The following is a 26,016-nucleotide window of genomic DNA, read 5'->3' as shown; positions in this document are numbered from 1 at the left end:
GGTCGAGCTGCGATCCGGGCCGGGGCGGTCAGGACGTCAGCGCCTCGACGCGCCGCACGACCTCGCGGCAGAACTCCCCCACGCCGTCGGGGTCGTCGATGAACTGGTTCGGCTTGACGCAGAACGTGGTGAAACCCTGCTCCATCTGTTCCGGGATCACGGAGAGCGCCGCACCGAGGTCCGCCGGTGAGCGGTCGTCCGGGAAGACGGCCTGCGTACTGCCGATCATCTCCAGCCCGGCGATGTCCCGCCCGGCCGCGGTCATCGCCTCCTGAAGCCCTCGCAGGTCCTCGGGCGTGGGCCGGCCGAGCGGGTGGAAGCCGTGGCCGTACTCGACGAGGCGGCGCAGGACCGGGCCGTGCAGGCGCTGGCCGCCGAACCAGAGCCGGGGGCCGTCGGGGCGGTGCGCCTTGGGCTCGAACCAGACGTCCCGGAAGGGGTAGTGGGGTCCGTCATGGGAGAGGGGGGACGGTCCCCATGCCTTCGCCCAGACCTCCAGGTGCTCGTCGAGGATCCGGCCGCGGCGGGCGAAGGGCACGCCGAGGGCGTCGTACTCGTCCCTGCTCCAGCTCACCGTGGGCTGTACGACGAGCCGGCCCTCGCTGAGCAGGTCGAGGGTGCCGAGTTCACGGGCGAGCAGCAGGGGGTGACGCAGCGGGGCGAGGACGGCCGCTGCGGCCAGGCGCACCCGGGAGGTGACGGAGGCGATGGCGGCGAGCAGCAGCAGGGAGTTCGGCCAGGGGGTGTACGGGTCCTGGTTGCCCGGAAGGGCGTAGTCGCGGGGGTTTCCCATGATGCCGGCGGCCGCCGCGTCGGGGCCGAGGACGATGTGCTCGCTGACCATGACGGCGTCGAATCCGGCGTCCTCGGCCTCGCGGGCCCAGCGGACGGCGGCGGGCAGATCGGCCCGGCCGCCGGTGAGGGTCCAGTTCTCGCTGAGGACGAGGAGCATACGGGGAGGGCTGGGCATGACGGCTTTTCCCTTTCGGCTTCGTAGAATTTGAGTCCGAACGATCGGGCGGCGGGGTTGAGCCGCCCGTGTGTGACGCGTCGCGACCGGACCGAGGAGGTCGCGACCAGACGAAGGAGCCACCCGTGCCGGGGCACCGATCCATCACCGAAGCCGAGAAGCTCGCCGCGGCGAAGCTCGGCGGCATCGCGATCCGCCGGGAGCAGATGGCGGCGGTGGCGAACATCTACCGGGCCGCGGCCGCGGTGCGCCAGCACCTGGAGAACTCGGTGCTGCGCGGCTCGGACCTGACCTGGACGGCCTTCGTGGTGCTGTGGGTGGTCTGGGTGTGGGGCGAGTCGGAGACCCGGCACGTGGCCGAGGAGGCGGGGATCTCCAAGGGCACCCTCACGGGTGTGGTGCGCACGCTGGAGTCCCGGGGTCTGCTGCGGCGGGACGGTCATCCGAGCGACGGGCGCCTGGTGCTGCTGAGCCTCACCCCCAAGGGCGAGGAGTTCATGGCGCGGGTGTTCCCGGCGTTCAACGAGGAGGAGGCCTTCGTCACCGCCGGGCTCAGTGACGCCGAGTGCCGCAGTCTCGCCGAGGGGCTGCGCAGTGTGGTGCTCCAGGTGGAGGAGCACGGCGAGGAGCGGCGGCAGTCGCTGCTGGGCGGCGCCGAGCCCGCCCCGCGGCGCAGCGGGCGGCGGCCCCGGGCCTAGGGGGTTCACCGGGTCGCGGCCCGCACGAGCGCGTCGAACAGGCCCTGCTGCGCGGGGTCCTCGTGTGCGGTGTCCTCCGGGTGCCACTGCACGGCCGTGAACCAGCCTGCGGCGACCGGGAGTTCGAGGGCCTCGATCGTGCCGTCGGCCGCTCGGGCCGTGACGCGCAGGCCTGCGCCCGGGCGGTCGACGCGCTGGTGGTGGTAGCAGGACGCGTCCGCCTTCTCGGCGTCGGCGGCCCGGGCGACGAGCGAGCCGGGTTCCAGGGTGACGGGGTGCACGAGGTGCCGGTGCTCCCGCTCGGGTCCGCCCATGTCCTGCTCCAGGGTCCCGCCGAGGGCGACGTTGACGACCTGGAGGCCGCGGCAGACGGCGAGCAGGGGCAGGCCCGACTCCAGGGTGTGCCGGGCGACGTCGAGGTCGAAGGTGTCCTGGAGGGTGTCCACGTCGTAGACGGTGTCGTGGGTGTCACCGGCGCCGTAGCGGGAGGGGGCGAGGTCGCCGCCGCCGGGGAGCAGGACGCCGTCGAAGCGTTTGAGCCGGTCGGCGGTGCCCGTCTCGGCCGGATGGATGCTCGCCGGTTCGCCACCCGCCCGCCAGACGGCTTCGATCAGGGCGCGGGCGTTGACCTCGGCGGCGTAGCGGAGTGCGGAGGTCGTGGCGCAGAAGCGGGCCGGGATCGCGATCAGCGGGCGGGTCACAGCTGGATCCAGGTGGTCTTGAGCTCGGTGTACTTCTCCAGTGCGTGGGCGGACTTGTCGCGGCCGTTGCCGGACTGCTTCATGCCCCCGAAGGGCACGGTGAGGTCGCCCTCCTCGTAGCAGTTGACCCAGACCGTTCCGGCCTTCAGGGCGCGTGAGACCCGGTGGGCGGTGGACAGGTCGGAGGTCCACAGTCCGGCGGCGAGTCCGTACTCGGTGGCGTTGGCCAGGCGGACCGCCTCGTCGAGGTCGTCGAAGGCGAGCACGGACAGCACGGGACCGAAGATCTCCTCCCGGGCCAGTCGCGAGCCGGGGTCCACACGGTCGAAGACGGTGGGTTCCAGGTAGGTCCCGCCCGTCTCGGCGAGGATCCGGTCGCCGCCGGTACGCAGCCGGGCGCCCTCGTCGACGCCGTGGCGGAGGTGGTCGCGCACACGGTCCAGGTGCGCCCGGCCGACGAGGGCACCCATCTGCGTCTCCGGGTCGAGCGGGTCGCCGACCCTCAGTTCACGGGCCCGCCGGACCACGGCCTCGGTGACCCGTTCGGCGATCGAGGAGTGCACGAGGAGGCGGGAGGGGGCGGTGCACATCTCGCCCTGGTTGAAGAAGATGCCCCAGGCGGCGGTGGCGGCGGCCTTGTCCAGGTCGGGTGCGTCGGGCAGGACGATGTTGGGCGACTTGCCGCCGAGTTCCAGCCAGACGCGCTTGAGGTTGGAGTCGGCCGCGTAGCGCAGGAAGTGGCGGCCGACGGCGGTGGAGCCGGTGAACGCCAGGACGTCGACGTCCGGGTGGAGGCCCAGGGCACTGCCCGCCGTCGGGCCGTCGCCGGTGACGACGTTGAGCACGCCGGGCGGGATGCCGGCCTCGGTGGCGAGGCGCCCGAGGAGCAGGGCGGAGAGCGGGGAGTTCTCCGAGGGCTTGAGGACGACCGTGCAGCCCGCCGCCAGGGCCGGGGCGACCTTCCAGCCGGCCAGGGTGAGCGGGAAGTTCCAGGGGACCACCGCCCCGACCACCCCGGCGGGTTCCCTGGTGACCAGGGCGAGGGCGTCCGGGACGGTGTGCGGGGACTCGTCGGTGAGTTTGTCCGCGAGCTGGCCGTACCAGCGGAAGGTGGTGATGAGGGCGCGCAGTTCGATGCCGTACGCGTCCGAGATCGGTTTGCCCATCTCCAGGCTGACCGTGAGGGCGAGTTCCTCGCGCCGCTCTTCCAGCAGGCCGGCGAGGCGGAGCAGGGCCCGGCCGCGCTCGGCGGGTGCCAGGCACGGCCACGGGCCGGTGTCGAAGGCCCGCCGGGCGGCTGCGACGGCCGCGTCCACCTCTGCGGCCCCGCCGTCGGCGACCTCGGCGACGACCCGGCCGTCCCGGGGCGAGACGACCGGGAAGGCCGCCCCTCCCCCGGCCTCCTCGGCGCCGTCGATGTGATGGCCACCGGAGAGCTGGAACGCCTTGGCGCGGCGCAGCCACTCGTCGTGGGGGACGGCCGGCATGAGGACCTCCTTTGATATCAAACGATATGGATACGGCTGCCCGCGGACGCCGGCGCGTGCCGTCAGCCGTCGGCGGCCGCCAGGGTCCGGCCCCGCACCCGCGCGGCGATCAGACCGAGGGCGGCGACGACAGGGACGGAGAGGGTGAGCCACAGGGCAGTGGTGCGTTCGCCGCCGATGAGGGTGGTGAAGTTGGCCAGGATGAGCCAGATCGCGCCCGCGATGCCGAGCGCGCCCAGGGCGGGTGCGATCAGTGTGTTCCAGAGGCGGGTGTCCAGGCGGGCCCGGCGGAAGAAGACGACGACGGACACCGAGGTCAGCAGGTACAGCAGCATCATCGCCAGGACGGCGACGCCGCTGAACCAGGAGAACAGCGTCAGCACCGGGTCCTTGCCCGCCAGCGCGAAGGGCACCACCAGCAGGACCGCCAGGACCGTCTGGACGCAACCGGCGGTCCAGGGGGCGTGACGGCGGTTGAGCCGGCACAGCCGCAGCGGCAGCAGCCGGTCGCGGCCGAGGGAGAACAGGTAGCGGTTGGCCGAGTTGTGGAAGGTGAGGATGCCCGCGAAGAGGGACGTGGCGAGCAGGACGGGCAGCACGTCGCCGACCCAGCCGCCGAAGTCGGCCGCGATGGGCGCGAAGACGAACCCGGCACCGTCGCCGCCCTCCAGGGCCTTGCCCGCGGCCGCGGTGGCGTTGGAGGCGCCGTAGGAGGAGATGAGCATCCAGGAGACGAGGGCGAAGAAGCCGGTGACGACGGCGACCGCGAGGTACGTGGCCCGGGGCACGGTCTTCCTGGGCTCGCGGGCCTCCTCGCCGTAGATGGCGGTGGCCTCGAAGCCGAACATGGAGGCCACGGCGAACATCACGGCCACGCCCGGGGCGCCGTCCAGGGCGGCGGACGGGGAGAAGCTGTCGGCGAGGCCGAGCCCCTCGGGGCCGCCGCCCTTGAAGAGGGTGACCAGCGCGAAGACCGACAGGATGCTGAACTCGGCGAGGACGAAGACGGCGAGGACCTTGGCGCCCATCTCGACGCCGGCCGCGCCGAGCGCCTGCACGACGGCCATGGTGGCCAGCGTCCAGACCCACCACGGCAGGTCGAGGCCGGTGTGGCTCGCGACCAGGCCGCTCACGATGGCGCCGTAGAGGCCGTACATCGCGGCCTGGATGGTGCAGTAGGCGAAGAGCGCGAGGCCCGCGCTGCCGGTGCCGGTGGTGCGACCGAGGCCCTTGCCGATGTACGTGTAGAAGGCGCCCGCGTCCACGACGTGTCGCCCCATGGCGACGAAGCCCACCGAGAACAGCAGGATCACCAGGCCCGCCACCAGATAGGCGGCCGGAACGCCGGGACCGTTGCCGAGGGCCACGGCGATGGGCGCCGCGCCGGCGATGCCGGTCAGCGGGGCCTGCGCGGACAGGACGAAGAAGAGGATGCCCAGGACGCCGAGGGCGTTGGGCTTGAGCGTGCCTGCGGTGGGCGCGTCCGGTTCCGCCGCGTGCCGGGAGACCGTCTGACTGTCCACTCGGATCACCTGCCAGAGAGGAGGAAGGATCGTTTCAGGCCAAACGAGTTGCCTCATCGTGAGGCGGAACTATCCGTTTGGCAAGGGGTGAGGGACGAGGAATTCCGGCACCGCGGGGCGCAGGAGGCCGGAGTGCGGAACGAGGGGAGCCCGAGTCCGTGACGGCGGGAGGCCGGAGTGGGTCAGGCCTCGCCGTCGCGCCGCTCGGCGAGCAGCCGCAGCACCGAGCGCAGCTCGTCCAGGGCCTCGTCGATGACCTCGCGCTCACCGAAGACCAGCTGGTGCAGGACGAGCCCCTCCAGCGTGGCGAACACCATCCGGGACATGCCCTCGCCGACGGGGCCGGGCAGCATCTGGGTGAGCTCGCGCCGGGTCGCGTCGAAGTACTCGTCGTACAGCGACCGCAGGTGGGCCAGGAGCTCGGGGCGCCGCCGGGCCTCCAGGAGGAGTTCGTACTGGAAGGCCTGGAGGTCCGGACCGGCCTCGACCATGTCCGTCAGCCCCACCGAGAAGTCGGCGGCCCTGCCGGTGCCCGGTTCGAGGGCGCTGCTGTTCAGCGAGGAGCGGATGGCGTGGGCCACGGCCTCCTCGATCAGGGCGTCCCGGGAACCGAAGTGGTGCACGACCAGGCCGTGGGTGACGCCGGCCTCCTCGGCGACGGCCCGGTAGGTGAGCCGGCGCAGACCGCCCCGGGCCACGACCCGCACGGCGGCCTCCAGCAGGGCCTCACGGCCCGTGCCGTAGTTCACGCGCTTGCGGGGGCGGCGCCCGGCGGGCTCGGTCATGTCCGTGACCCTATCGGGGCGGTCCTGCCGGACGGCGGGCCGGCCGGGGAACACGTCGGCTCCACCGCTCCCGGACTCCTCGTCAGCGGCGCGGCGGCCGGATGCCACGGAACTCCCAGTCGCCGCCGAGGGCGGTCGAGAGGACCTCCTCCGATTCGGTGGGCTGGGCCCCCACGTCCGTGCGGATGGCGGTCGGCCCGGTGACGATGTGGTTGGTGAGCCGCCCGAGGCCCTCGACCTCCACCTCCACCACGTCGCCCGGCCGGACCGGCCGCGAGTTGGCGGGCGTGCCGGACAGCAGGACGTCCCCGGGGTACAGGGTGATGGTGCGGGCGATGTCGGCGACGAGGTAGTGCATGTCCCAGGTCATCTCGTCGGTCGAGCCGTCCTGCACCACCTCCCCGTTGACGTACGTCCGCAGCCGCTTGCCGTGGAAGTCCCAGTCGGTGACCAGGCCGGGGCCGAGCGGGCAGAGGGTGTCGGAGCCCTTCACCCGGAGCATCGACCCGGCGTCGGTGTCGCGGAAGTCGTGCAGCCCGTAGTCGTTGGCGACGGTGTACCCGGCGATGTACTCCCCGGCCTCGGCCGGCGGGATGTTCCGCGCGGTCTTCCCGATGACGATGGCGACCTCGCCCTCGTAGTTGAGCCACTTGCAGCCCTCGGGGCGGACGATGGCGCCCTGGTGGGCGTTGAGGGCGGAGGTCGGCTTGTGGAAGTAGGTGGGGGTGCCGGGGAGCCCGATACCGAACTCCTCCACCCGGCTGCGGTGGTTGAGATGGACGGCGATGACCTTGGACGGCACGACGGGCGGCAGATGCCGCGCGTCGTCGGTCTTCACCCGGCGGCCGTCCCCGGCGACGAGCTCGTCACCGTCGACGGTGACCTGGACGGCGGCGCCGTCGAGGAGGACACGACGGTACTCAGGCATGGGCGGACTCCTGCGCGGTGAGGTGGTCTGCGGTCCAGCCGCCCGCGGGGCGGTCGAACCAGAGGTGGGCCTGGCCGGTGCCGACGGAGTTCTCGTACGCGCCGTACTGGCGGGCCCGGGCGACGCAGCGCCGCTCGCCGAGGGCGCCGGCCAGCATCAGGTAGTGGAAGAACTTCGCCTCGGGCTTGACCTTCCAGAACTCGTCCATCGTGTCGAGGACCTTGTCGTGACGGCCCTCCTTGAACCAGGCGATGCGCTCGTGGTCGGCCTCGCGGGCCTCGGGGGTGCGGATGTGGACCGGGTCGCTCGCCTCGTGGTCGCGCAGTTCGCGCAGCGGCCAGAAGGTGTGGGACAGGGCACCGGAGGCGATGACCAGTACGCGTCGCCCGGGAGTCGCGGCGATCCCGTCGGCGAGGGCACGCCCGAGCCGCAGATGATCCTCCATGTCGCCGGTCTGGCAGACCCCGATGGTGACCCACCGCTTGTCGGGCAGGCCCTCCCCCAGGTACTTCCAGAGGTTGAGGGTGGCGTAGTAGATCGGCAGGTACGCGTCGTCGATCGGGGTGATCCAGGTGCCGTGCTTGTCGGCGAACGCGGCCACGTTGTGGGCGAGTTCGGGGTCGCCGGGGAAGTCGTAGGGCATCCTGCACATGCCGCGCGGCAGTTCCTCGGAGGTGAAGAGCCCGGCCCTGCGCGTCTGCGCGGTCACGACGAACTCGACGGTGGTCGCCCAGTGCGAGTCCAGGACGACGACGGTGTCGTAATCGTCGGCGGCATCCCGCTCGAAGACGTCCCTGCGCAGCTCCCGCAGCCCGGTGACGAGGGTGATCTCCTTGCCCTCGTTGAGCTCCAGCCGGTCTGCCTCGGGCAGCACGATGGTGGGCACGTGGGCGAGCAGCCCGGCCCCGACTATCTCACCCATGGTCCCTCTTCCATCCCTTCGGGGCGGTGACGGTGTTCTTCAGGTCGCAGTAGAAGTCGAAGCTCCACGTGCCGCCCTCGCGGCCGACCCCGGACTGCCGGGAGCCTCCGAAGGGCGCCTGGAGGTCGCGCACGAAGAAGCAGTTGACCCAGACGGTGCCGGCGACGAGCCGGGCCGTGACCCGCTCGGCCCGCTCCCGGTCGCCGGTCGCGACGGTGGCGGCCAGCCCGAACCGGGTGTCGTCGGCGAGCCGTACGGCCTCGTCCTCGTCGGCGAAGGTCTGGAGGGTCAGGACCGGCCCGAAGACCTCCTCCTGCACGATCTCCGAGTTCTGGGCGACGTCGGTGAGCAGGGTCGGCGCGTAGTACTGCCCTTCCTCGCGATGCCCGCCGATGACCGCCCGCGCCCCCGCCGCGAGGGCCCGCTGCACGAAGCCGTCGATCTTCTCCAGCTGGCGGGGGTGGATGTTGGGGCCGATGTCGGTGCCCTCGTCACGCGGGTCGCCCTGCCGCAGGGCGGTGGCCCTCTCGGCGAACCGGCGGGTGAACTCCTCGGCGACCGGCTCCTCGACGAGCAGCCGGGTGGCCGCGAGGCAGACCTGCCCGGCGTTGTCGTACTGCTCCACGGCGAGGTCGACGGCCAGGTCGAGGTCGGCGTCGGCGAAGACCAGCAGGGGCGACTTGCCGCCGAGTTCGAGACTCAGGGGCGTGAGGTTCGCGGCGGCGGACTCGGCGATCCGCCGGGCCGTCGGCACCGACCCGGTGAAGCTGATCCGGCGCACGTCGGGGTGGGAGGTGAGCGCGTCGCCGATCTCGGAGCCGTACCCCTGGACGACGTTGAGGACACCGGCGGGCAGCCCGGCCTCCGCGGCGATGTCGGCCAGCAGGGAGGCGGTCAGCGGCGACCACTCGGCGGGTTTGAGGACGACGGTGTCGCCCGCGGCGAGGGCGGGGGCGACCTTCCAGGTGGCCAGCATCAGGGGCGCGTTCCACGGGGTGATCAGCACGCAGGGCCCGGCCGGGTCCCAGCTGACGTGGTTGGTGTGACCGCGCGTCTCGAAGTCCTCGTGGCCGAGTCCGAGCAGCCAGTCCGCGAAGAACCGGAAGTTGTGGGCGACCCGGGGCATGACGCCCCGCCGGTGGGAACGGAGCAGCGCACCGTTGTCCGTGGTCTCGACGATCGCCAGCTCTTCGATCCGCTTCTCGACACCGTCGGCGACGGCGTGCAGGATGCGGGCGCGTTCGGCACGGGGGGTGGCGGCCCAGCCGGGAAACGCCTCCCGGGCGGCGGCGACAGCGGCCTCGGCCTCGGCGGGCCCGCCCCGGGCGATCTCGCCGAGCGCGGCGCCGTCGATGGGCGAGTGATCGGTGAAGGTCCCGGCGGAGGCGACGCGACGCCCCCCGATCCAGTGCCGGGTGTCGACGGACACCCCGGCGACGGTGATGTTGTCAGGCATAAGAAGAGTTCCATTCAAACGAGGGGAATCGCACTCACCCAGGGGCGCGGGGCTGTGCTCATATGCGGCTCCGCCGCGTGGGCGCGAACAACCACGACAAGCCCGCACCCGCCCACCGGCACTACTCGGCAGCCACCCCGGACGTACCGCTCTCCAGCAGCCGCCCCCCGTCCCAGACCACGCCGACCTGCCGGTAGTACGCAGCGATCGGCTCCCGCACCTCCAACCGGGCAAGCTCCTCCGTAGGCGCCTCCAACAGCTCCAACTCGGCCTCGCCGACCCACGGCTGACCACCCTCGAACGAAGCCGCACCTGACTCGATCAGCTCATCGAGAGCCAGCCCCTTGCCCGTCTCGATGGACGGCAGCCACCGGTGATGAGCCATGGGATGCGCGTTGACGAACCCGCCGCTCTTCGACGGCTCCCGCAGCGTCACCACGGCTTGAGCGATACGCCGATCCGCAGCGGCCAGCGTCGCCCCGAACCGCGCCCCCGCCTCGATCCGCGGAGCGGGCCCGTAGGGGTGTGGCCGCGTCTGGTGGATGGAGCCGAGCTTCTTCGGATACCCCTGGTGCAGCCCCCGCGCGATGGCGAAGTCCTTGTCCACCCAGATGTGGACGCACCGCGAGTACGTCCGCCCCCGGTACCGGCACCGCACCACCGCGAAGGCCTCCTTGTACTGCGCCCGCACGGGATCCAGCAGTTCCTCCCCCGAGGCCGAGCACGACTGCCAGTCGGCCCAGATCAGGGCGACCGCGCCCGGGTCATCGTCCGCCAACTCCAGCGGTTCGGGGAGCAGTTCACGTACGCGGGCGGGATCCGTCCGGTACTCGACGGTGAGCAGGTCACCGGAGTACCGCCACGGCGGGGAGGGGATCAGCGACGACGCGCCCGTCGCCGTCTTGGGGTGGAAGTACCCACGAAGTCCGGTCACGAGAGGGCTCCTTGCGAGGTGAGGGCGGGCTGCTTCAGCAGTTCGGCGCGGTAGCGGGCGGCGGCCCGGGCCGCGGAGGGTCCGCCGAGGGCGACGACACCGGCCAGCAGCCCGTCGCGGTGGTAGCCGACCAGCACGTCCCCCGAGAGGTCGCCGTCCAGGACCCGGACGTCGCCGAGCCCCAGCGCGGGCGCCCCGAAGGACTGCAAGCGGAAGTCGTGCTGGTCGCTCCAGAAGGTGGGCAGAGGCGCGAAGGGGGGCAGCCCGGCGCCACCGTCGACGAGCACCTTCGCCGCGTGCCTGGCCGAGTCGGCCGGCACCGACCAGTGCTCGACCCGCCGGGGCACACCGTCGTAGCGGGCGTTGGGAAAGCGGGCGACATCGCCGACCGCGACGACGTCGGGACGGCCGCCGACGCGCAACCGGCCGTCGGTGAGCACACCGTCGCTCAGGTCGAGTCCGTTGCCCTCCAGCCACTCGGTGTTGGCGACCGATCCCACGGACTCCACCACCACATCGGCGGGCAGTACGGACCCGTCGCCGAGCACGACACCGGTGACACGGTTCCCGCCCTCGAACCCGGCCACGCCCGCGCCGAGCACGAAGCGGACCCCGCGCTCCTCGTGCCGCCGGCGCAGCTCCCGCGCGAGCAGTTCCCCGAGCGGCCCGGCCATCGGCAGCGGCAGCGGATCGACCACCGTCACCTCGGCGGCACCGAGTCCGACGGCCGTTGCGGCCACCTCGCAGCCGATGAAACCGGCGCCGACCACGACGACCCGTACGCCGGGCCGGGTCAGCTCGTCCCGCAGCGCCTGGGCGTCGTCGATGGTCCGGACCGTGTGGCGACCGGCGACCGGCCCGGGGCAGCGCAGCCGGCGGGGCCGCATCCCGGTGGCGACGACCAGTCCGTCGTAGGGGAGGACCGCGCCGTCGTCGAGTTCGACGGTCCTATCGGCGAGCCGGGCGGAGGCGATTCCCGTGCCGAGCCGCCACTCCACATCCGTCGCGGAGGCCTTCGGTGTGAAGGCGAGGGAGTCGAAGGACGCCTTGCCCGCGAGGACCTCCTTGGACAGCGGGGGCCGGTTGTACGGCGGGTGCGGCTCGTCGCCGATCACCGTGATGCCGCCGGTCCAGCCCGCGGCGCGCAGCTGCTCTGCGGCGCGCAGCCCGCCGAGGGAGGCGCCGGCGACGACGATGCGCCCGCTCACGTCAGTCCTCGATCCGGATGGCCTGGAGCGGGCAGACGTCCGCGGCCTCCTCGACCTCGTCGCGCAGGGCGTCGTCGGGATCGGGGACGTAGGCCAGGCGGCCGTCGTCGTCCATCCGGAAGACGTCGGGGGCCGAGAAGACGCACTGTCCGTGGTCCTGGCACTTGTTCATGTCGACGACGACCTTCATGGCCGGTCCTCCTGAATGTGAGGGCGTCGAAGCGGAAGGAAAGGGGGCCCGGCCGGAAGGGTCCGGGCCCCGGCCAACGGGGTGCGGTCGAACGCGCCCCGAACTCGTTTGGCTTCAAACAAGGTAGGCAGGGGCGGGGGTCTGGTCAAGAGCTATCCGGATGGATAAATTCTTGCCCCGGCCCTCTTGCGGGACCCCTCACCCACCCCTACCGTTTGGCATCAAACAAGCACCGGGCGGTCCTGGCACCGCCGCGCCCGGACGCTCGCTCCCACGCCACCCGCCTCCCCGGCCCCGTGTCCCGGAGGTGTCCCGACGTCCGCCCGAGGAGACAACGGTGAGCGCTCACGATTCCGAAGAAGTCCGCCGCCACATGAGCCGGCTCGCCGCCGACGGCATCGACGTGGTCCGAGTGACCTATCCCGACCTGATCGGCACCGACCGGGCGCGCGACGTGCTGCTCGAGGAGCTGCCCCGGGCCTGTGAGCACGGCCTGGCGTTCTGCCGGGCCGTCTACCACACCAGCCCGCAGGGGGATGTCGTGCAGGTGAGCGGCGGGCTGGACGCGGGGCTGCCGGACATCTGCGTCCGCCCGGACCTCGGCACGCTGGTGCCGCTGCCGTGGGAGCCGGGAGTGGCCGCCTGTCTGGGCGAGGTCGTCGACCCGGCGACCGGCGCGCCCGCGCCCGAATCGCCACGCGATCTGCTGCGGTCCGTCCTCGCCCGGTGCGCCGAGCACGGGCTGCGGCCGGTCGTCGGACCCGAGCTCGAGTACTTCCTGTGCGAGCCGGACCCGTCCGGCGGCTGGCGCCGCTACGCGCCCGGCCCCGGCGTCGTCTACACCGCCGGGCTGCGCGCCGACCCCGACAACCACCTGCTGCGCACCCTGCGCCACGTACGCGATCTGAAGGTCGGGGCGATCAGCGGCAACCACGAGTTCGACGGCGGCCAGATCGAGATCAACCTGGCCCACTCGGAGGCGGTGTCGGCCGCCGACCGCTCCTTCCGCTTCAAGGCCGCGATCAAGGAACTGGCCCGCAAGGAGGGCCGGCTGGCCACCTTCATGGCCAAGCCCTTCAACGACGCGGGCGGCTCCGGCTTCCACCTCCACCTGTCCTGCGACGACGAGGCGGGGCGCAACACCTTCGACGACCCGTCGGGCGCGTACGGCCTGTCCGCCACCGCCCGGCACGCCGTCGCCGGGATCCTCGCCCACGCGCCCGCTCTGGCCGCGCTGCTCAACCCCACGGTCAACTCGTACAAGCGCTTCGGCCCGGACACCCTCGCGCCCTGGCTGATCGACTGGGGGCTGGACAACCGCAGCGCCATGGTGCGCATCCCGCCCGAGCGCGGCACCGGCGCCCGGCTCGAACTGCGCCTCGGCGACGCCAGCGCCAACCCGTACCTGGCGATCGCCGCCACGACGGCCGCCGCCCTGCTGGGTGTGCTGGCCGGTGAGGAACCGCCCGCCCCGCTGGAGGGCTACGGCTACGACACCGCCCGCTCCGCCGTCCTGCCGCAGACCCTGTCCGCCGCGCTGGACGCGCTGGAGGCGGACACCGCCCTGACCGACCTGCTCGGCAAGGGGTTCACCACGTCCTTCCTCTCCTACAAACGCGACGAGGTCGAACGCTTCCACCGGCATGTCACGGACTGGGAGTTCACCGAGTACGCCTACCACCTGTGACGCCCCCTGTGACGCCGAGGAGCTGCCGATGACCACCGAGACCCCCACCGACGCCGCACGCGAGCCGCTGCCCCTGGCCGACGTGAACCTCGCCGACCTGGACCGCTTCACCGACGGTGTCACGCCGTGGCGGATGTTCCACACCCTGCGCCACGAGGACCCGGTGCACTGGCAGAGCGAGGACGCGCCCAACTCCGGCTTCTGGGCACTGACCCGGCACGAGGACATCGTGCGGGTCGACCGTGACGCGGAGACCTTCACGTCGACGAGGTTCGTCAACCTCGAAGAGGTCGACGAGGACCAGATCAAGAAGCGCGCCTCGATCCTCGAACTGGACGGGGTGCGCCACCGGGCGCTGCGGAGCCTGATCCAGCGGCAGTTCGGCGCGAACGTGATCGGCGGCTACACCGACTTCCTGCGCGGGCTGACCGCGACGACCCTCGACGCCGCCCTCGCCAAGGGCCGCTTCGACTTCGTCGAGGACGTCTCGGCGGACTTCCCCATCAACGTGCTCGCCCGGCTGCTGGACGTGCCGCCGGAGGACAACCAGAGGCTCATCGACTGGGGCAACCGCATCATCGGCCACACCGACCCGGACTACGCCGACGTCCTGCTGCACAGCGAGGAGAGCGAGCGGTACCGCGACCTGCCCTTCCGCTCCCCCGCCTCGCTGGAGGTCTTCGAGTACGGCCGCGAACTGGCCCGGCAGCGCCGCGGCGGCGACGGCACCGACCTGGTCTCCCGCCTGGTCAACACCACGCCCCGCGACGGCGTCCCGCTCTCCCCGCAGGACTTCGACAACTACTTCCTGCTCCTGGTCGTCGCCGGCAACGAGACCACCCGGCACACCATCTCCCACTCGATGCTGGCCCTCCTCCAGCACCCCGAGCAGCTGGCCCGCCTCCGGGAGGACCCCTCGCTGATCCCGGTCGCGGTCGAGGAGTTCCTGCGCTGGGCCTCCCCCGTCTACCACTTCCGCCGTACCGCCACGCGCGATGTCGAGCTGGGCGGCAAGCGGGTCAGGGAGGGCGACAAGGTGGTGATGTGGTTCGCCTCCGGCAACCGCGACGAGGAGGTCTTCGGCAACCCCTACGACTTCGACGTCGCGCGCCGCGACAACGACCACGTCACCTTCGGCAAGGGCAGCCCCCACCTGTGCCTGGGCAACCTCCTCGCCCGCACCGAGATCCGCATCATGTTCGAGGAACTGATCCCGCGCCTGGCGGACATCCGCCTGGCCGGTGACGTCCCCCGGGTGCGCTCGAACTTCGTCAACGGCATCAAGAAGCTGCCCGTGGAGGTCACCCTCACCTGACCCCGCCGGCCCTCGGCCCAGTACCTTCCGTCACGCGCCGCGGTACAGCACGAGCGTGGTGCCCGGCCGCAGCTTCGGCCGCTGCCCCGGGCCGATCGTCCGGCCGGAGACGAGGTCCCGGGCCGGGCCGAAGTCGTGCCGGGCGGGCAGGGCGTACGTCCGGTCCGTGCTGGTGTTCATGGCGAGGAGGTAGTCGCCGTACTCGCACAGGTAGAAAGGCGCGCGGCCGACCAGCATGGCCTCCACGCCGTCGAAGTGGACGCCGAGCGTGGGGTCGGGGACGTCGTCGGGGACGGGTGCGAGGCGGTAGGCGTCGCCCTCCAGCGCCTGGTGCAGGGTGTCTCCGGGCGGCGGGAAACCACCGGGCGGGATGTGCCCGGCGCCGGGGTCGTTGATGGCGTAGTCCCACAGGACCCAGTCCCGGGCGGTGAAGGTCTGGTCGGTCGTGCCCCCCGAGCGCTCCCGGATCGTGGCCGAGCGCTGGTCCACCGGGGTCACGTGGTGGATGCGCGCGTAGTTGTTGACCCCCTGACGGGAGCGGAAGTAGAGGGACGCGAAGAGGAGTTCGCGGCCGTTCTTGACGGCGACGCAGCCGTTCTCCTCGTCGGTGAGGACGAAGTCGGGCTGGTCCCAGGCCGTGGGGATGCGTCCGGGCCGGGCGGCCAGGGACCGGAAGTCGTCCCAGTCGCGGGAGATGAAGCGCAGGGCGTTGAGACCCACCCGGGTCCAGGTGTGGGTGGCCTGGAGGTGCAGCTGCGGGTAGAGCTGGCCGTCGTCGACCATCTCCTGGGTCCAGCCGACGATCTCCGGATCCTTGAACACGGCGGCCGACATCACGGGGTTGGAGTCCCAGGCGGTGCGGGAGGCGTAGGCGGTCTCGCCCGGGTAGACCTCGTTGCGCCAGCCGATGACGGTTTCGATGCGGGAGATCCGGCAGTGGTCCCGGTCCACGTCGACGACCCGGAACCTGCCGCGTGCCTTGGTCATCCGGACCATGTGCGTGAGCAGTTCGGGGGCCTTCTGGCCCTGGTACCCGCGCGTGACCGACTCGTACATCATGACCAGCCAGTCGATGACCTCGCCATAGCTGCCGACGTAGCCGAGCTCGCGGGTCAGGCCGGCCTTGGTGACCTGGAAGTAGCCGTCGCCGAGGGGCTTGGTGGGCTTGCCGTCCGCGTCCTCGGGGCCGAGGTAGGGGGTCATGCCGATCGACTGGTACAGATAGTCGCGGGCCTTGGCCTCCGGGAGGGCCAGGTCCGGGGCGAGGAGTCTCAGACCGCGATTGGTCTGGTAGAGGCCGATGGCGCAGATCTGGGCCTGGTTGCTGTAGTGCGGGAAGTTCCGGCGCCAGTAGTCGCGGCTGGACTTCAGCATGTCGGCGTAGGCGTCCTTGCGGACCGGCGGCACGGGCGTGCCCGAGTCGGCGGGGGCCACGAGGGTGACGTCGTCGAACCAGGCGGTGCCCGGGCCGGACAGGCGCAGATGCATCTCCATCTGGGTGACTCCGGCCGGGGTGTCGAAGACGAACTCGACGTACTCCCAGTCGTGGGTGCCCTTGGCGGCGTACACCTTGTGGTCGCTGCCGACGAGCTTGCCGCTCGCGTCGAAGAAAAGGGGGTCGATGTGGGCGCCGGCGCCCGTGACGCCGTCGGTCCTGATCCAGGCGCCGTACCGGTAGGTGCCCCGGCCGATACGGGTCCGGGGCGCGGAGTTGACGTAGCTGTATCCGGTGGCGGTGGTGACCTGGAGCTTGAGGGAGGCGGAGCCGGAACGGGAGACCGTGGTGTCGCGGGTCCAGGTACCGCCGCCGGCGGTGGCCCAGCCGGGCATCTGCCAGGCCGTGGGAGTGTCGCCGCCCGACTCGAAGCCGGGGTCGGCGAGGGCGTACGGCGAGCCGGTGACCCGTTCGTCCAGGCGGTCGCCGAGGTGCTCCCACAGCAGGGCCAGCACCAGGCCGACGCGGCCGAAGCCCTGCCACTGCTGGTCGGAGCCGGTCATGACGGTGCTGTCGGCCTTCCAGGCCAGGTAGCGGCCGTCGATGGCCTGGAGCACGCGGTCGACCGCTTCGGGCCTGCCGTACGCGGGGCTGCCCTGCCAGAGGTAGCCCTCGGCCAGGGACTGCATCGCCCAGCCGTCCAGGGTGGCGGGGTTCGCGGTGGTGAGGAGATCCTTCTGGTCCTTCTGCACCCGCGCTCTGATGGCGTCCAGGACTTCCTCGCCGCCCGTGCGGGCCTTCGCCTGCGGCGCGGTGCCCTGGACCTCGCCCTTGGGCGGCACGAAGCAGGGGTCGGTGTGGGTGTAGAGGCGGTAGATGCCGCGCGACGGCGTGGTCATGGTGCGGTAGAGCTGGGAGGCGTCCTGGCCGTAGGACCAGATGCGGCCCATGGAGCGGATCTCCAGCGTCACCTTCTTCTTCCCGGCGGTCGTCTTCTCCGGCAGGGGCAGGGTGTGGAAGAAGAAGCGGCCCGGGGTGCGCGGGGCGGTGTCGAGGATGTCGAGGCTGTCGACGGCGCCCTGGTCCTGGTAGCCGACCTGCTTGCCCTCGCAGAACAGCTGAAGGCGCCACATGTTCGTGCCGGCGGCGGCCTCGTCGGAGGTGTCGTCGTGGTCGTCGCCCCAGAAGCGGACGGTGACGTACGTGGTGCCGGCCGGGCTGACGGCGACGTCGAACTTCAGCGTGCCGCCCCAGTAGGAGGGCGGGGAGGTCGGGTTGAGGACGCGGGCGCTCTGGCCGAGGCCGCCGGTGACCGTGTCGGAGAGGGTTGCGGCGAGCCGGTGGCGGGCCTCGGAGTCCGGATCGCCGAAGACGACGACGTCCAGCGGTGCGGGCGGGCGCTTCACCGAGGGCTGCGCCGGCGTCGCGGCGAGGGCCTGCGGGGCCGCCGGGAGGCCGAGGACGGCGACCGAGGCGCCCGCCGTTCCCGCGTACTTCAGCACGTCACGGCGTCTGGGGGTGTCGGACATCGTGGTTCCTTACTCGAGGCTGCCCATGCGGGCCCCGCTGCGCCAGTACGTCTGGAGCGCGAACATGAACACGGCAGGTCCGCCACGGACGGAACGTTTCAGTAAACGTTTGCTACGGGACCGTAGGGCTCATTACGCAGGAATCACAAGACCACTGCATCGACCAGTTGGACAGAAAGTTTCGGGCAGGGCTGATTCAGGAATACGGTTACTAAGCGGTTACGGACCCCGGGGCGGCAGAGATCCCGTGGATGTGCGTCGCCCGGCGGAGGGCGGGACGCTGGTGGGGTCGGATGGTCACGCCTCCTTGGGAGATCGCCATGGACACCGCCACCCTGGAAGAGATGAGGACCGCTCTGCGGGGGCCGGTGATCGGCCCTCCGGACTCCGGTTACGACCAGGCCCGCAAGATCTACAACGCGATGATCGACAAACGGCCCGCCGCCTTCGTCCCGTGCACGGACACCGCCGACGTGATGGCCGCGGTCACCTACGTCCGGGACCACGGCCTGGAACTCGCCGTGCGGGGCGGCGGCCACAGCGGCCCCGGCCTGTGCCTGGTGGACGACGGCGTCACGGTCGACCTGTCGCCGATGCGCTGGGTCCGGGTCGACCCCGAGGCACGGACCGCGGAGGTCGGCGGCGGCAGCCACCTCGGCGACCTCGACCACGCCACCCAGGCCTTCGGTCTCGCCACCCCCACCGGCATCATCTCCATGACCGGCGTCGGGGGTCTGACACTCGGCGGCGGCCACGGCTATCTCACCCGCAAGTACGGGCTGACCGTGGACAACCTGATCGCCGCCGACGTGGTGCTGGCGGACGGCAGCTTCGTCACCGCGAGCGAGACCGAGCACCCGGACCTGTTCTGGGCCCTGCGGGGCGGCGGCGGCAACTTCGGCATCGCGACCTCCCTCACCTACCGGCTGCACCCGGTGGGCACGGTGGGGGCCGGGGTGACGGTCTGGCCGGTCGACGGCACGCGCGAGGTGCTGGCCTGGTACCGCGAGTTCCTTCCCGCCGCCCCCGAGGACGTCTACGGCTTCTTCGCCGTCCTCGTCGTCCCGCCCGGCCCGCCCTTCCCCGAGGAACTCCACGGACGGAAGGTGTGCGCCGTCGTGTGGTGCTGCACGGGTGATCCGGCCCGGCTCGACGAGACGCTGTCGGTGGTGAACGACCCGGGCCGGCCCGCCTTCCACTTCACGACGCCGATGCCGTACGACGCGTTGCAGAGCATGTTCGACGAGCTGATCCCCACCGGCTACCAGTGGTACTGGCGGGGCGACTTCTTCGACCGCGTCCCCGACGCGGCACTGGACGTGCACCTCGAGTACGGCCGGAACATCCCGACGCCGCTCTCGCTGATGCACCTCTACCCGATCGACGGAGCCGCGCACCGGGTCGGCCCCGACGACACCGCGTGGAGCTACCGGGACGCGCTCTGGTCCGGCGTCTTCGCCGGCGTCGACCCCGACCCCGCCAACGCCGGGATGATCAGGCAGTGGTGCGTGGACTACCAGGAGGCGCTGCACCCGTACTCGATGGGCGGCTCGTACGTGAACTTCATGGGCTCGGGCGAGGGCGAGGAACGGGTCCGGACGACCTACCGCGACCACTACGACAGGCTCGCCCGGGCCAAGCGCAGCTACGACCCGGACAACTTCTTCCACGCCAATCAGAACATCCGGCCGGCGCGAGGGTGAGGGGCGGTGGCCCGGCGCGAGGGTGAGGGGCGGTGGTCGATGTCGCGGGGCCCGGGCCCCGCGGCATCGGTGACGTGACCGCTGTGCCGACCGGGCGGGCCCCGCGACGCCGGTGACCGCCCGTGCCCTACCCGCCGGGCCCCGCGACGCCGGTGACCGCCCGTGCCCTACCCGCCGGGCCGCGCGACGCCGGTGACCGCCGGTGCCGGGCGGGGCCGGTGCCGGCGGCCGGTCGTCTCAAGCCGCGACGAGAGCGGAGTCCGGTTCCTCCGCGGCGGCGAGCAGGGCGAGGAGTGTCGCCCGGGCGCGGGCCACGCGGGAACGGACCGTGCCGACGGGGCAGTTGCTCAGCACGGCGGCTTCCGCGTAGGGCAGACCGAGCAGCTGCGTGAGGACGAACGCCTCGCGGCGTTCGTCCGGCAGTCCCGCCAGCAACTCCAGCAGCGCCACGCCGTCGTCGAAGCCGGGCAGACCGCGCGGCTGGGCGAGTTCGGCGGCCGGCTCCCAGTCCGGCAGATCGGCCGGGCGGGGGCGCACGGCGGAGGACCGGATGCTGTCGGCCACCGCGCGCCGGGCGATCGCCAGCAGCCAGGTCCGCGCCGAGGAGCGGCCCTCGAACCGGTGCAGGCTGCCGAGCGCCCGCAGGAACGTGTCCTGCGCCAGATCGTCCACCGCCTGGGGGTCGGCGCACAGATGGGCGACGTACCGGGTCACGTCACGGTGCAGGGCGCGTACGAAGCGGTCGACGGCCACGGCGTCGCCGCCGCGGGCGGCCAGCGCCCAGGCGGTTATCGACTCGTCGGCCGACGCCGGTCTCGCGTGCGAAAGGGGCAGGGCAGGAGTGATCACCTGATGTCCTTCTCGGATGTGCGGGACCGCGAGGACGCGGGCGGGCAGACCCTGGGGTCCGGCGTGCGCGCAAGGGTGCGCGGTCCCGTGAGCGGGGAGGGGGCGGGCGTCCTGTACGGCGCGGCGCGAGGCGTGAGCACCTGCGGGTGCGCGCGGTTAGGGACGCCGGGCCCGACCCGGGGCGCGCGGGGCTGCCCCGGGGTACCACCGGCTGCCGTCAGGCGGCAGCGGCCCCCGCGGGCGGGCCCCGGGTGGTGATCGCGTGGACGAGAAGGAACCGGTGCGGCGTACGGTGCGACAGCCGCCGCCGTTCGCGCACGGGTGGGGGCGGCGGTGCGATCAGGGCGAACAGGAGCCGCAGCGGTGCGGCGAGCCGGCTGCCCACGGCGCGCAGCAGCCGGAAGACGGCCCGGTCCCCGTGGCCCAGCCACAGGCCGCACAGCAGCGCGGCCAGGAGGTGGGCGGCAAGCATGCCGAAGGACGAGTCGCCGCCGGGAAGATGCCCCGTGTGCGGGGCCACTGAGCCCATGGAGTCCATGACGCCCGGGCTCGTCACATGGCTCGTGCCGTGCCTCATGGATCCCATGCCATGACGCATGGGCGCCATGTCCATGGAGTCGAGCCCGGATCCGGCCCCGGATCCGGCCGCGGTCTGCGGTCCGAGGGAGAACGCGGAGTGCAGCGCCGTCTGGACGGTCACGGCGACGGTGACGACAAGCCGGAGTCCGCGCTCGCGGCCCGCCAGGCACCACCCCGCGAGGCCCGTCGCGGCCCAGCCGGCCAGCAGCGTCGACAGGGGCACGTGGTCACCGGACATCATGACGTGCCCGAGGGCGGCGAGCACGACACAGACGGCCGCGAACACCGCGGCCCGCATCGCGCGAACACACCACCCGACCGTCATGGCGCCTCATCCTCGCATCCGGCACCGCCCTCGACACCCATGAGTACGGGCATCTCCCCCGTCGCGCACTCAATCCAAGCCATGTGATCCAGGCCACGGCGACGGAGTCGGTGCCTCCGGTGGGGCCACGGCAGAATCCCGGCGTGGACATCACCGCGCAGGAACTCAATCGGGCCACACTCGGACGCCAGTTGCTGCTGGGGCGGGAGGCGATGGACGCCGGGGAGGCGGTGCGACGCGTGGTGGCGTTGCAGGCGCAGCATGCCGCTTCGCCCTACGTGGCGCTGTGGAACCGGCTGGCCGGGTTCGCGCCCGAGGATCTCGACAGCGCCTTCGCGGGGCGGGCGGTGGTCAAGGCGACGCTGATGCGGATCACACTGCACGCGGTCCACGGGGACGACTACCAGGTCTTCCGCGAGGCGATGCAGCAGACGCTGTACGCCTCACGGCTCGGGTACCGCTTCGCCGCGGCGGGACTCACCCCGGCCGACGGCGAGGCACTCGTGGCCGGGTTGCTGGACTTCGCGGACCAGCACCGGACGGCCGCCGAGATGCAGGACTGGCTGGAGGAGCGGGTCGGGGCGGAGAAGAAGGCCGGGGCGTGGTGGGGGCTCAAGGCGTACGCGCCGCTGTTGCACGTCCCGGTCGGCGGGCCGTGGTCGTTCGGCTCCCGGTCGTCGTTCCGCGCCGCGCGGACCGGTCCTGCGCCCCGGGGCCGGGCGACGGTGCCGGAGGCACTGCGCCACCTCGTCCTGCGCTACCTGGGGGGTTTCGGGCCCGCGTCGGTGGCGGACGTCGCGCAGTTCGCCATGGTGCCGCGTGCACCGGTACGCCAGGCCCTGGTCGCCCTCGGCGACGCGGTGGAGCAGCTCCGGGGGCCCGAGGGGACCCTGCTGTACGACGTGCCGGGGGCCTCGCGCCCACCGGCCGACACGCCCGCACCGCCCCGCCTCATGGCCATGTGGGACAGCATCCTGCTGGCCCACGCCGACCGCAGCCGCGCGATTCCGCCCGCGTACCGCCGCCTGGTGATCCGGGTGAACGGCGACGTGCTCCCCACGCTCCTGGTCGACGGCCGGGTCGCCGGCGTGTGGCGGGCGGTCGACGGTGGGGTCGAGGCCACGGCGTTCCACGACCTGCCGACCGCCGTATGGGACGGACTCGCCGCGGAGGCCTCGTCGCTGACGGCGCTGCTGGCGGGCCGCGACACCGAGGTCTATCGCCGCTACCACCACTGGTGGCCGAAACTCCCCGACGGTCAGGTGCGCCTGCTCAGGGGCTGAGCCGGTCACCTCCCCCGGGCGGCCCTCCGCCGCCACGCCCCGAGACGGCGGCGCACCCGGCTCCGGTGGCCGGGGCGCCGCGCCCGCCCGGCGGCGCCCGCGGTGTGCCGGGCGGGACGCCAGGGGTCGCCGGGGGCCGCGGCGGGGCTCAGCGCCTGAGCCTGCGCCTGGATCTCGTAGTGGGCGTCGTGGGCCGTCACCCGGAAGGCCTCTTCGTACGAGGCCATGGCCGCGCGGAATCCGGAGCCGGCGAGGCCGCGGCGCCGGATCACGGCAGCGAGCCAGGCGAAGAGGCCCATGACGACCGTCAGGGTGCCCGCGACGATCAGAAGCGGCAGCAGTTGGCCCGCCCACACCGTGTACCTCATGCCCCGGACAACGGCCCGTGGCTCCGGCCGGTTCCCACGGTGCGGGCGCTTGGTGACGTCGCGTCAGTGGTGGGCGTGGACCACGGCGTGCCCCCGGCCGCGGCCGATCATCCACCGGTTGACCGGGGTGGTGATCAGGAAGGCGACGGCGAAACCGCCGAGGAGCGCGGACCAGAAGAGGCCCTCCGACACGTGGGCGTCCATCGCGCCCGGTGTGAGCGCGATGATCGCGTTGTCCACGAGCTCCATGACCACGATGGAGACCGTGTCCGCGGCGAGGGCGACCCGGATCGCGGCTTTGAGGTCGAGGCCGGCCCGCAGGACCGCGAAAAGGGTGAACGAGTAGCCGAAGACGAACGCGAGTCCGATCGCCGCCACCATGGTGGGCACGTTGCCCCACCCCAGCGCCGTACCGATGACCATGCCGAGGATCTCGCCGAGGGCACACCCGGTCAGACAGTGCAGTGTCGCCTTCACGGCCGTCCCCCAGGACGCGGTCCCGTGCGGCTGCTCCTCGGGTTCGTGAGCGGTGTGGTCCATGACCAGGACTATATACCCCCCAGGGGTATAGAAGCGAGAGGTCGGCCCGGTCTCGCGGCGAGGGAAGGGCCGGGCGGTGAAGCACCGCCCGAGGGACGGTCCGATGATCGACTTAGAGTGGTCGCCATGACGACACACCCCACCCCTCGCACTCCCACGGAGCCGTCCCGGGCGGCCCAGGCCTACCTCTCCGAACTGTTCTCGCTGGAGGGCCGGGTCGCGGTCGTCACCGGCGGCAGTTCCGGCATCGGCCGCGGCATCACCGACGCCCTCGCCCGCGCCGGGGCGAGCGTGGTGATCGTGGCCCGTGGAGAGGCCCGGCTGGCCGCGACCGCCGAGGAGTTGACGGCCCTCGGCTGCCGTGTCGCGTGGGTCGGAGCGGACCTGAGCACCCGCGAGGGTGTGCGGACGGCCGCCGAGCGGGCGGTCGAGGCGTTCGGCGAGCCCGACATCCTCGTCAACAGCGCCGGGATCAACCTGCGGCCGCCGATGGACGAACTCGGCGAGGACGTCTGGGACGCCACGATGGCCGTCAACCTGGAGGCACCGTTCCTGCTGGGGCAGCGCTTCGGCCCCGGAATGGCGGAGCGGGGATACGGGCGGATCATCCACATCAGCTCACAGCAGGCGCACCGCGCGTTCGTCCACAGCGGCGCCTACGGCGCCTCCAAGGGAGGGCTGGAGGCGCTGGCGCGCTCCCAGGCCGAGGCATGGTCGCCGCGCGGGGTCACCTGCAATCTGCTCGTGCCGGGTTTCGTGATGACACCGCTGAACGCACGGCTGTCGTCGGACCCGGAGAAGGTGACCGCCCTCGCCGCCCGCACGATGATCGGGCGGAACGGGCTCGCCGAGGACTTCGCGGGCGCAGCGGTCTTCCTGGCGAGCGCGGCGTCCGCGTACGTCACCGGGCAGTCGGTCTTCGTCGACGGCGGGCTGTCCGTCCACTGAGCCCTCCTTCCGCGCCCCGGGTCCCCCGAACGGACACCGGCCGACGGGCGATGCCCGGCCCCCGGTGTCACGCTGGGCACACACGACCCGCGGAAGGGAAACATCGCCATGATCACGACGGAGTACGTCCCCGGTTCTCCCTGCTGGCTCGACCTGGGCGCTCCGGACGTCCGGGGCGCCGCCGGCTTCTACGGCGCCGTCCTCGGGTGGGACTACGAGCCCATGGGCGAGAGCGAGGACTTCGAGGGCGGGATGTTCAAGAAGGACGGCAAGATCGTCGCCGGGCTCGGCAAGCTCACCGAGGAGGGCGCGCGTCCGGCCTGGATGCTGTACTACAGCGTCACCGACGCGGACGCCACGACGGAGGCCGTGCAGCAGGCGGGCGGCACCGTGCGGGTCGCGCCGATGGGCCTCGACGACTGGGGCCGGATGGCGCAGTACAGCGACCCGCTGGGCGGCCAGTTCGCCGTCTGGGAGCCGGGCACGAACAAGGGCATGGAGCTGGTGGACCAGCCGGGCTCGCTGTCGTGGACCGAGTTGTACACGACCGACGCCGGGGCCGCGCGGGAGTTCTACGGCTCGCTCTTCGACTGGCAGTTCAGTGACATGCCGCTGCCGGGCGGCGGGGGCACGTACACGCTGATCACCCCCTCGGGGCTCTCCGAGGACCGGATGCACGGCGGTCTCATGCAGCTCGGCAAGGGGGACCTGGCGCTGACGGGCGGGCGGCCGTACTGGCACCCGGTCTTCGCCGTCGAGGACTGCGATGCCGCGGTCGCCCAGGTCACCGCGAACGGCGGCAGCGTGCAGATGGGGCCGGCGGACATGGAGGGCGTGGGCCGGCTCGCCGTCTGCCTCGACCCGGCGAACGCGGACTTCGTGGTGCTCGCCCCGTCCGAGGGCTGAACCCGGGTCGCGAGCGCCCGGCCCGGGTCCCCGCGGGCCGGGCGCTCGCCGCGGATGCCCCTGACACCCGGACCACCGGCACCACCCGGACCGCCTATCACCCACCACCCGGACCGGCTATCAGCAGCCGGTGTGCAGGTCACCACCAGCTGTGCCACCGCCCAAGCCTTCTTGCATATGATGTGCAAATGCGTGACTACAGCATCAGGGAAGCCGCGACGGCCGACATCGACGGGGCCCGGGCGGTGATGCTCGATGCCGTGTACCGCGACTTCGGCACGGGCTACGTGCCGCGCTGGCACGCCGACATCATCGATCCGGTGCCGTTCTACGTCACGCCGCCCCGGCACACCCTCCTGGTCGCCGTGGACGAGCACGACGGGACGGTGGCGGCCACGGCGGCGCTGGACGCACGCGGGCCGGCCCACCCGCCGAACCCACTCTGGCTGGCCGAGCGGTTCCCCTCGGGCGAGACGGCACAGCTGCGGCGGGTGTACGTGCGCCCCGAACACCGGCGGCGCGGGCTCGCGCGGCAACTGGTGGACGGCCTCCTGGAGTTCGCCCGGGCCGACGGCGGTTACCGGTCCGCCTACCTGCACACCTATCCGCACTCCCCCGGCGCGATGGGCCTGTGGAAGGCGCTGGGCAAGGAGCTGTGCGACGAGCGCGAGGAGATGCCGGGCGGGGGCAGCGGTGTCGTGCACTTCGAGATACCGCTCGCTTAACGAAAATGGTATTCATATACAT

General features: G+C 72.3%; 24 protein-coding genes. 8 read left to right on the top strand and 16 right to left on the bottom strand.

What is annotated here, in order from left to right:
• Positions 1 to 28 precede the first annotated feature (28 nt).
• Positions 29 to 970: a TIGR03619 family F420-dependent LLM class oxidoreductase gene (locus ACFCXS_RS21155; RefSeq protein WP_376644887.1), complete on the bottom strand. Its 942-nt coding sequence runs from the start codon at positions 968 to 970 to the stop codon at positions 29 to 31.
• Positions 971 to 1,095: 125 nt separating this feature from the next.
• Here ACFCXS_RS21155 and ACFCXS_RS21150 point away from each other — a divergent pair, with 125 nt between their 5' ends.
• Positions 1,096 to 1,668 (top strand): MarR family winged helix-turn-helix transcriptional regulator, encoded by a 573-nt coding sequence (locus ACFCXS_RS21150; protein WP_376644886.1) that lies wholly within the window; start codon positions 1,096 to 1,098, stop codon positions 1,666 to 1,668.
• A gap of 5 nt (positions 1,669 to 1,673) precedes the next feature.
• Here ACFCXS_RS21150 and ACFCXS_RS21145 read toward each other — a convergent pair whose 3' ends face one another.
• From ACFCXS_RS21145 to ACFCXS_RS21100, 10 genes are all read right to left on the bottom strand, one after another.
• Entirely contained in the window at positions 1,674 to 2,369 is a 696-nt protein-coding gene (locus ACFCXS_RS21145) for a gamma-glutamyl-gamma-aminobutyrate hydrolase family protein (protein ID WP_376644885.1), read from the bottom strand.
• Positions 2,366 to 3,856 (bottom strand): aldehyde dehydrogenase, encoded by a 1,491-nt coding sequence (locus ACFCXS_RS21140; RefSeq protein ID WP_376644884.1) that lies wholly within the window; start codon positions 3,854 to 3,856, stop codon positions 2,366 to 2,368. Before ACFCXS_RS21140 ends, ACFCXS_RS21145 begins: the two co-directional genes overlap by 4 nt.
• A gap of 62 nt (positions 3,857 to 3,918) precedes the next feature.
• Positions 3,919 to 5,379: an APC family permease gene (locus ACFCXS_RS21135; RefSeq protein ID WP_376644883.1), complete on the bottom strand. Its 1,461-nt coding sequence runs from the start codon at positions 5,377 to 5,379 to the stop codon at positions 3,919 to 3,921.
• 182 nt (positions 5,380 to 5,561) lie between these two features.
• Entirely contained in the window at positions 5,562 to 6,164 is a 603-nt protein-coding gene (locus ACFCXS_RS21130) for a TetR/AcrR family transcriptional regulator (protein WP_376644882.1), read from the bottom strand.
• An 82-nt stretch (positions 6,165 to 6,246) separates the two neighbouring features.
• Entirely contained in the window at positions 6,247 to 7,092 is an 846-nt protein-coding gene (locus ACFCXS_RS21125; protein ID WP_376644881.1) for a fumarylacetoacetate hydrolase family protein, read from the bottom strand.
• Positions 7,085 to 8,014 carry a 3,4-dihydroxyphenylacetate 2,3-dioxygenase gene (locus ACFCXS_RS21120; protein WP_376644880.1) on the bottom strand — a complete coding sequence of 310 codons (930 nt, stop codon included), beginning with the start codon at positions 8,012 to 8,014 and terminating at the stop codon, positions 7,085 to 7,087. The genes ACFCXS_RS21125 and ACFCXS_RS21120 overlap by 8 nt, the downstream gene beginning before the upstream one ends.
• Complete coding sequence (locus ACFCXS_RS21115) at positions 8,007 to 9,470, bottom strand: aldehyde dehydrogenase (protein WP_376644879.1); 1,464 nt, start codon at positions 9,468 to 9,470, stop codon at positions 8,007 to 8,009. Before ACFCXS_RS21115 ends, ACFCXS_RS21120 begins: the two co-directional genes overlap by 8 nt.
• A gap of 121 nt (positions 9,471 to 9,591) precedes the next feature.
• On the bottom strand, positions 9,592 to 10,404 hold the full coding sequence (locus tag ACFCXS_RS21110) for an acetoacetate decarboxylase family protein (protein ID WP_376644878.1): 813 nt from the start codon (positions 10,402 to 10,404) through the stop codon (positions 9,592 to 9,594).
• Positions 10,401 to 11,612 (bottom strand): NAD(P)/FAD-dependent oxidoreductase, encoded by a 1,212-nt coding sequence (locus ACFCXS_RS21105; protein ID WP_376644877.1) that lies wholly within the window; start codon positions 11,610 to 11,612, stop codon positions 10,401 to 10,403. Before ACFCXS_RS21105 ends, ACFCXS_RS21110 begins: the two co-directional genes overlap by 4 nt.
• Position 11,613: 1 nt before the next feature.
• Positions 11,614 to 11,802, bottom strand: coding sequence for a ferredoxin (locus ACFCXS_RS21100; protein WP_031108213.1), 189 nt, complete (start codon positions 11,800 to 11,802; stop codon positions 11,614 to 11,616).
• A gap of 337 nt (positions 11,803 to 12,139) precedes the next feature.
• On the opposite strand from ACFCXS_RS21100, the gene ACFCXS_RS21095 reads away from it, so the two are divergent.
• Together ACFCXS_RS21095 and ACFCXS_RS21090 are read left to right on the top strand one after the other, a co-directional pair.
• The gene (locus ACFCXS_RS21095; protein WP_376644876.1) at positions 12,140 to 13,489 is read left to right on the top strand and encodes a glutamine synthetase family protein; all 1,350 of its coding nucleotides are present in this window, start codon (positions 12,140 to 12,142) and stop codon (positions 13,487 to 13,489) included.
• A 28-nt stretch (positions 13,490 to 13,517) separates the two neighbouring features.
• Positions 13,518 to 14,804 (top strand): cytochrome P450, encoded by a 1,287-nt coding sequence (locus ACFCXS_RS21090; RefSeq protein WP_376644875.1) that lies wholly within the window; start codon positions 13,518 to 13,520, stop codon positions 14,802 to 14,804.
• A 30-nt stretch (positions 14,805 to 14,834) separates the two neighbouring features.
• Here the strand turns inward: ACFCXS_RS21090 and ACFCXS_RS21085 are convergent, their stop codons facing one another.
• Positions 14,835 to 17,768 carry a Tat pathway signal sequence domain protein gene (locus ACFCXS_RS21085; protein ID WP_376644874.1) on the bottom strand — a complete coding sequence of 978 codons (2,934 nt, stop codon included), beginning with the start codon at positions 17,766 to 17,768 and terminating at the stop codon, positions 14,835 to 14,837.
• Positions 17,769 to 18,088: 320 nt separating this feature from the next.
• Here ACFCXS_RS21085 and ACFCXS_RS21080 point away from each other — a divergent pair, with 320 nt between their 5' ends.
• Positions 18,089 to 19,471 carry an FAD-binding oxidoreductase gene (locus ACFCXS_RS21080; RefSeq protein WP_376644873.1) on the top strand — a complete coding sequence of 461 codons (1,383 nt, stop codon included), beginning with the start codon at positions 18,089 to 18,091 and terminating at the stop codon, positions 19,469 to 19,471.
• A gap of 237 nt (positions 19,472 to 19,708) precedes the next feature.
• Here the strand turns inward: ACFCXS_RS21080 and ACFCXS_RS21075 are convergent, their stop codons facing one another.
• Both ACFCXS_RS21075 and ACFCXS_RS21070 read right to left on the bottom strand, forming a co-directional pair.
• The gene (locus tag ACFCXS_RS21075; RefSeq protein WP_376644872.1) at positions 19,709 to 20,320 is read right to left on the bottom strand and encodes a sigma-70 family RNA polymerase sigma factor; all 612 of its coding nucleotides are present in this window, start codon (positions 20,318 to 20,320) and stop codon (positions 19,709 to 19,711) included.
• A gap of 217 nt (positions 20,321 to 20,537) precedes the next feature.
• Entirely contained in the window at positions 20,538 to 21,224 is a 687-nt protein-coding gene (locus tag ACFCXS_RS21070) for a hypothetical protein (protein ID WP_376644871.1), read from the bottom strand.
• 143 nt (positions 21,225 to 21,367) lie between these two features.
• Between ACFCXS_RS21070 and ACFCXS_RS21065 the strand changes: the two genes are divergently transcribed.
• Positions 21,368 to 22,507 (top strand): winged helix DNA-binding domain-containing protein, encoded by a 1,140-nt coding sequence (locus ACFCXS_RS21065; protein ID WP_376644870.1) that lies wholly within the window; start codon positions 21,368 to 21,370, stop codon positions 22,505 to 22,507.
• Positions 22,508 to 22,512: 5 nt separating this feature from the next.
• Here the strand turns inward: ACFCXS_RS21065 and ACFCXS_RS21060 are convergent, their stop codons facing one another.
• Together ACFCXS_RS21060 and ACFCXS_RS21055 are read right to left on the bottom strand one after the other, a co-directional pair.
• The gene (locus ACFCXS_RS21060) at positions 22,513 to 22,875 is read right to left on the bottom strand and encodes a hypothetical protein (RefSeq protein WP_376644869.1); all 363 of its coding nucleotides are present in this window, start codon (positions 22,873 to 22,875) and stop codon (positions 22,513 to 22,515) included.
• Positions 22,876 to 22,938: 63 nt separating this feature from the next.
• Positions 22,939 to 23,415: a DUF4396 domain-containing protein gene (locus tag ACFCXS_RS21055; RefSeq protein WP_376644868.1), complete on the bottom strand. Its 477-nt coding sequence runs from the start codon at positions 23,413 to 23,415 to the stop codon at positions 22,939 to 22,941.
• A 126-nt stretch (positions 23,416 to 23,541) separates the two neighbouring features.
• Between ACFCXS_RS21055 and ACFCXS_RS21050 the strand changes: the two genes are divergently transcribed.
• The 3 genes from ACFCXS_RS21050 to ACFCXS_RS21040 all read left to right on the top strand — a co-directional run bounded on the left by ACFCXS_RS21050 (position 23,542) and on the right by ACFCXS_RS21040 (position 25,994).
• Positions 23,542 to 24,363 carry an SDR family NAD(P)-dependent oxidoreductase gene (locus ACFCXS_RS21050; RefSeq protein WP_376644867.1) on the top strand — a complete coding sequence of 274 codons (822 nt, stop codon included), beginning with the start codon at positions 23,542 to 23,544 and terminating at the stop codon, positions 24,361 to 24,363.
• A 108-nt stretch (positions 24,364 to 24,471) separates the two neighbouring features.
• Entirely contained in the window at positions 24,472 to 25,269 is a 798-nt protein-coding gene (locus tag ACFCXS_RS21045) for a VOC family protein (RefSeq protein ID WP_376644866.1), read from the top strand.
• 188 nt (positions 25,270 to 25,457) lie between these two features.
• Positions 25,458 to 25,994: a GNAT family N-acetyltransferase gene (locus ACFCXS_RS21040; RefSeq protein ID WP_376644865.1), complete on the top strand. Its 537-nt coding sequence runs from the start codon at positions 25,458 to 25,460 to the stop codon at positions 25,992 to 25,994.
• Positions 25,995 to 26,016: the final 22 nt, after the last annotated feature.

Source organism: Streptomyces sp. NPDC056373, assembly GCF_042262425.1.
Taxonomy (GTDB): domain Bacteria; phylum Actinomycetota; class Actinomycetes; order Streptomycetales; family Streptomycetaceae; genus Streptomyces.
This window is presented reverse-complemented; position numbering and strand designations above follow the sequence as displayed.

Coding starts and splice junctions, on each gene's coding strand:
- ACFCXS_RS21140 (WP_376644884.1), bottom strand. CDS start 3,856: ATGCCGGCCGTCCCCCACGACGAGTGGCTGCGCCGCGCCAAGGCGTTC.
- ACFCXS_RS21090 (WP_376644875.1), top strand. CDS start 13,518: ATGACCACCGAGACCCCCACCGACGCCGCACGCGAGCCGCTGCCCCTG.
- ACFCXS_RS21045 (WP_376644866.1), top strand. CDS start 24,472: ATGATCACGACGGAGTACGTCCCCGGTTCTCCCTGCTGGCTCGACCTG.
- ACFCXS_RS21050 (WP_376644867.1), top strand. CDS start 23,542: ATGACGACACACCCCACCCCTCGCACTCCCACGGAGCCGTCCCGGGCG.
- ACFCXS_RS21070 (WP_376644871.1), bottom strand. CDS start 21,224: ATGACGGTCGGGTGGTGTGTTCGCGCGATGCGGGCCGCGGTGTTCGCG.
- ACFCXS_RS21060 (WP_376644869.1), bottom strand. CDS start 22,875: ATGAGGTACACGGTGTGGGCGGGCCAACTGCTGCCGCTTCTGATCGTC.
- ACFCXS_RS21115 (WP_376644879.1), bottom strand. CDS start 9,470: ATGCCTGACAACATCACCGTCGCCGGGGTGTCCGTCGACACCCGGCAC.
- ACFCXS_RS21040 (WP_376644865.1), top strand. CDS start 25,458: ATGCGTGACTACAGCATCAGGGAAGCCGCGACGGCCGACATCGACGGG.
- ACFCXS_RS21080 (WP_376644873.1), top strand. CDS start 18,089: ATGGACACCGCCACCCTGGAAGAGATGAGGACCGCTCTGCGGGGGCCG.
- ACFCXS_RS21155 (WP_376644887.1), bottom strand. CDS start 970: ATGCCCAGCCCTCCCCGTATGCTCCTCGTCCTCAGCGAGAACTGGACC.
- ACFCXS_RS21085 (WP_376644874.1), bottom strand. CDS start 17,768: ATGTCCGACACCCCCAGACGCCGTGACGTGCTGAAGTACGCGGGAACG.
- ACFCXS_RS21130 (WP_376644882.1), bottom strand. CDS start 6,164: ATGACCGAGCCCGCCGGGCGCCGCCCCCGCAAGCGCGTGAACTACGGC.
- ACFCXS_RS21125 (WP_376644881.1), bottom strand. CDS start 7,092: ATGCCTGAGTACCGTCGTGTCCTCCTCGACGGCGCCGCCGTCCAGGTC.
- ACFCXS_RS21055 (WP_376644868.1), bottom strand. CDS start 23,415: ATGGACCACACCGCTCACGAACCCGAGGAGCAGCCGCACGGGACCGCG.
- ACFCXS_RS21120 (WP_376644880.1), bottom strand. CDS start 8,014: ATGGGTGAGATAGTCGGGGCCGGGCTGCTCGCCCACGTGCCCACCATC.
- ACFCXS_RS21100 (WP_031108213.1), bottom strand. CDS start 11,802: ATGAAGGTCGTCGTCGACATGAACAAGTGCCAGGACCACGGACAGTGC.